We start from the raw sequence: 4712 nt of genomic DNA, 5'->3' as shown, positions 1-4712 counted from the left end.
GACAGATGAAGGCTCCACCTGACCGGCAGTGGTGGGAATTCACGATAGGAAGACCGCATTCCACAAATCCTGCCCCCATATGTCGGGAGTAATGACCGGGTGATCCGGCATAACTATTATCTATTCTCATGTCATGTCCGGACCCGCATGACAAAAGTTACCATTGTCATGGCATCCCTCCTGATCCTCGCACTCGTCGCGGGTGCAGGCGCACAGGTGGGATTGAGCAATGTCAGTGGCACCAACGAGAGTTCGAACCAGACGACGGAAAGCACGCAGAACATAAGCGGCAACGTAACGGATCTCACGAACGCCGGGTCCATGCTTGCCGCGGCGTTCGAGAACAACGCGTCCCGGACGAACCTGACGCCAATTCCGAGTTTTACAGCTGAGATCGGCCTTGAACTTGTCGCGCAGAACTTCACCTCCCCCATGATGGTTACGTCGCCCGACGACGGGACGGGGAGACTCTTCGTCGTAGACCAGATCGGTGTGGTGAAGATCGTTGACGCGAACGGAACCACGCTCCCCGAGCCGTTCCTGGACCTCCGGGGCAACCTCGCGAACCTCAGCCCGACCTACGACGAGCGCGGCCTGCTCTCCATCGCGTTCCACCCGGATTACCGGACCAACGGTAAGGTCTACGCCTTCTACAGCGCGCCCCTGCGATCGGAGGCTCCCGAGGGGTGGAACTGCACCAACCACATCTCCGAGTTCCAGGTTGATCCCGAGAACCCGAATGCAGTGAACATCTCATCTGAGAAGATCCTGATGTACATCGACAAGCCCTACCAGAACCATAACGGCGGCCAGCTTGCCTTCAGCCCCGCCGACGGCTACCTCTACGTATCGCTTGGAGACGGCGGAAGGGCGAATGATGTCGGGAACGGGCATACCCCCGGAATCGGGAACGCCCAGGACCTCACGAAGATCTACGGTAAGATCCTCAGGATCGACGTGGACAGCACCGCCACCGGGGGCGTGACGGTCCAGCAGAACATGACCGGAACAGCGAACCAGACGCAGAACATGAGCGTCAACCGGACTGAGACCCCGCCCGAGCCGACATGGACGACGTTTGCAGGCAGCCTCTACGGCATACCGACCGACAACCCGTTTGCAGAGACCCTGCCCGAGATCCTCGGCACCTATGCCTACACCTCCGTCCCGCCCGAGATCTATGCCTACGGGTTCCGCAACCCTGCCTACATGGCCTTTGACTCCGGCGGCAATAACACACTCTTTGTCGCCGATGCGGGACAGAACCTCTTTGAGGAGGTGGACATCGTCTTAGGTGGCGGGAACTACGGCTGGAACATCCGCGAGGGCACGCACTGCTTCGACCCCAACGCCACCACGGCACCCGGTGCGTCCTGCAACATCACCGGATACCAGGGTGAACCGCTGATCGGCCCCATCTTCGAAGGCGGCCATGACCTCGGTCTTGTCGTCGTCGGCGGCAACGTCTACCGCGGGACCGCCGTCCCCGAGCTTGAGGGCAGGTACATCTTCGGTTACTGGAGCGACAGCCGGACTGTCGGGAACGGCACCCTCCTCGCCGCCACACCTCCGACAGGATGGGCCGAGGGAGCGTTGCCAGAGACTGCCGTGAGCCTGACACCCGACGAGAACGCCATGTGGGATGTCCAGACGGTGAACATCACCGGCGGGACGAACGAGACCCTCGGTACATTCCTGCGCGGGTTCGGTGAGGACGCCAACCAGGACCTGTATGTGCTGACAAACGATGTTGGAGGACCCGATAATTCCACCAGCACCGGCAAACTCTGGAAGATCGTGCCGCCCACCGCCGTCACTCCGGCCCCGACGACGGTGACGCCCACAGTCACCGGGGAGCAGACCGGGTACGCAGCATAGTACCAGACCAGCACGATAGTCGAGGGACTGGGAACGGAGCCGATGCGGTCCTCTCCCTCTCCCTCTCCTCACTGGACCCCGCCGGGAAGATCATGGAGGCCCTTGCATCGACCGAGACCAGCATTCCTCTGGAAGAGAATCCTGTGATCGCGAACACCACCCTGTTCACGGGCCGCCTTTGGCAAACGGGCGTTGTCGCTACTCATGACCGTACGGGCAGGTATGAACACATGCCCGGGGGTGGGCAACCTTTAAGCCCTCTCAACCATCCCGGAAGATCCGGATCGCCCCCGGAGGGTGCAGAGGAGATGATCAGGCAATGGCAGACGACCGTATCCACGCGCTTCCGGCGGTTCGGCGGCGGCTTGGGAACCCGTTTGCCCGTGCCCTCCTCCGGTTCGTCGCCCGGGACGACGGTTGCGGAAACCGCCTCACAAACGCGATCCGGTACTACCTGGATCCGACCGACGATCTCTGCTGGAGGTGCAGGCTTGCGGGCCGCATGGTGGGGCATACCCTCCGCCGGAGCAGCGACCTCTTTGGGGTGAGCGAGGATGACATCAGGAACGGGCTCCGGGAGACCGTCTTCTTACGGGGGCTCCAGAACGTGCTTGGGGGATCGCTCGCTACGGTGTCACTATGCCCCAGATCGTGAACGCTCCCTTTATGGTGGTCTGGGACTTCACTCACCGCTGCAACCTCAGGTGCGCCCACTGCTACCAGGATGCGCAGAAGGCGCTCCCCCGCGAGCTTGATACTGAAGAGGCAAAGCACCTCATAGAGGAACTCGCGGATGCCGGTGTGGTGGTCATCGCCTTCTCGGGAGGGGAGCCCCTGATGCGGAAGGACTTCTTCGAGGTGGCCGCCCATGCCTGCAGGAACGATATCTACGTGGCGCTTGCCACGAACGGAACCCTCATCACCCCGGAGATGGCAGGAAGGATCCGGGATGCCGGTATTGAGTATATGGAGATATCTGTAGACGGTAAGGATGCAGAGAGCCACGACGCCGTGCGGGGCATCCCGGGCGCGTTCGACAGGACCATAGCGGGCATCAGGAACTCTGTCGCGGAGGGGTTCTACACCTGTATAGCAACCACAGTCACCCGGGCGAACTACGCCGAGGTCCCGGATATCTACGGCCTTGCGTCGGACCTCGGGGTGAACCGGCTCATGTGCTTTAACTTCATACCGACAGGGCGGGGCGTGGAGATGGCAGGCCAGGACATCTCTCCTGAAGAACGGAGGGATCTGATGCGCTACCTGATGGCCCGGACCCGGGAGGGCGGCGGTCCTGAGGCGCTCAGCACCGCCCCGCAGGTCGCACCCGTGGCGCTTGCCGACGAGGGAGGCGTCCCCGTCGGGTACTTCTACGCCGGGGAGGCGATAGAGGGAAAGACCGGTCTCCTTGCCGACTTCATCGGTGGGTGCGGTGCAGGCAGGCTCTACTGTAGTATCGAACCCGAGGGGAACGTCCAGCCCTGTGTCTTCATACCGATCACCTTAGGAAACGTGCGGGATACACCGTTTCTTGATATCTGGCACTCATCAGAGGTTCTGCAGGGTCTGCGGGACCGGAGCCTGCTCTGGGGGGCATGCGCTGGTTGCGGTAACAAGTATATCTGCGGCGGATGCAGGGCCCGCGGGTGGGCATACTTCGGGGATATCCATGCGCCTGACCCTGGGTGCATCAACAACCGTGATTACTGGGAGGCCCTCCTGGAGAATGAGGGGCCCGCTGTGCCCGGTCACCGGCACCAAAAGTGAACCGCCTGTGCTCTCTGGTGGTTGAGTGCGGGAGGTATTGAACCCTGGGCTCCGGGGCCCGCACGAGTGCGGCATCAAAAAAAGAGTGGGTTAGCGGTTCTTCCTCCGCCAGAGGAGGAAAGACAGCGGGGCGAGGAGGGGTGCATAGACGAGCGGCGTTGCAGGCGTCGTTGTCGCCGGCACAGTGGTCGCCTCCGTCGTTGCCTCGCCAGTCACGTTCCCGGTACCGGTCACATTGGTCGTGACATTCGTCTCTTCTCCGGTTGTGACATTCATCTCCCCGGCTGTGGTCACATTCTCAGTTACTGCGGCAGCGATGGCAAACGTGGAGAAACCAGGAGTGATTGCACGGAAGCGATACTTCCCGCTCTCCTCACCGATGACCTCGGTCTCCAGGGACTGCCAGGCACCGTCGACGTAACGCATGAACCTGACATCCTCCGGGAGCATACCACGGTCTTCGAGCCAGTCGGCAGAGACGGTGAAGATCACCGACGTGTTGCTGATCCCGCGCTGGTCTGCCCAGTAGAGGCTGATATCGACGTACTCGTAGATATCAGCCGCAGGAGGTTTCGCTGCATTGGGGCGAGCCACCTCTTTCACGGTCACCATCAGTTTCGGGATGTTGGACGCCGCTGTGATGGCAACGCTGCTGACCGAGGAGACGCTGATATCCGAGAACGTGAACGTCTCGCCGCTCATCAGGTTCTCGCACATTCCTGCGGAGAAGGTCGGTCCGGTGTCGCCACCGCCATCGCCCCAGTCATGGTATGTCGCTCCGCCGCTGTTCCCGGGGTTGGTCGGGATCGGGGTGGGTGTGGGCGTGGGGTCGATCGTGAATCCGGTCGTGACGGTGACCGCTGCTGTTCCCTCTCTGCCGCCGGCCCTGGCCGTCACATCCGCAGACCCTTCAGCGAACGCTGCAAAGAGGCCGGCCCGGTCGAGTGTGCCGACGCACGGGTCAGAGCATGACCAGGCAACCCTGACCCAACCCATCTCGTTGTCGCACTGGTCAAAGACCGTGGCGATGAACTCCCGGGCATCCCCGACCTCAATTGTGGCGGGGG

General features: G+C 61.9%; 4 protein-coding genes. 3 read left to right on the top strand and 1 reads right to left on the bottom strand.

From position 1 onward, the window contains the following. Positions 1 to 147: 147 nt before the first annotated feature. The 3 genes from BP858_RS00955 (at position 148) to BP858_RS00945 (ending at position 3645) form a co-directional block, all read left to right on the top strand. Entirely contained in the window at positions 148 to 1878 is a 1731-nt protein-coding gene (locus BP858_RS00955; protein WP_250317273.1) for a PQQ-dependent sugar dehydrogenase, read from the top strand. A 319-nt stretch (positions 1879 to 2197) separates the two neighbouring features. Further along, on the top strand, positions 2198 to 2533 hold the full coding sequence (locus BP858_RS00950; RefSeq protein WP_214166717.1) for a hypothetical protein: 336 nt from the start codon (positions 2198 to 2200) through the stop codon (positions 2531 to 2533). After that, entirely contained in the window at positions 2518 to 3645 is a 1128-nt protein-coding gene (locus BP858_RS00945) for a radical SAM/SPASM domain-containing protein (RefSeq protein WP_214166716.1), read from the top strand. The genes BP858_RS00950 and BP858_RS00945 overlap by 16 nt, the downstream gene beginning before the upstream one ends. 90 nt (positions 3646 to 3735) lie before the next feature. Here BP858_RS00945 and BP858_RS00940 read toward each other — a convergent pair. Then, positions 3736 to 4712 (bottom strand): PGF-pre-PGF domain-containing protein (locus BP858_RS00940; RefSeq protein WP_286878597.1); only part of this gene is annotated, 977 nt, incomplete at its 5' end.

Origin of the sequence: Methanoculleus sp. UBA413, from assembly GCF_002502935.1 — an archaeon.
Taxonomy (GTDB): Archaea; Halobacteriota; Methanomicrobia; order Methanomicrobiales; family Methanoculleaceae; genus Methanoculleus; species Methanoculleus bourgensis.
This window is presented reverse-complemented; position numbering and strand designations above follow the sequence as displayed.

Bases quoted from the DNA above. Each gene is read 5' to 3' on its own strand.
- BP858_RS00955 (WP_250317273.1), top strand. From the start codon at position 148: ATGACAAAAGTTACCATTGTCATGGCATCCCTCCTGATCCTCGCACTC.
- BP858_RS00950 (WP_214166717.1), top strand. From the start codon at position 2,198: ATGGCAGACGACCGTATCCACGCGCTTCCGGCGGTTCGGCGGCGGCTT.
- BP858_RS00945 (WP_214166716.1), top strand. From the start codon at position 2,518: ATGCCCCAGATCGTGAACGCTCCCTTTATGGTGGTCTGGGACTTCACT.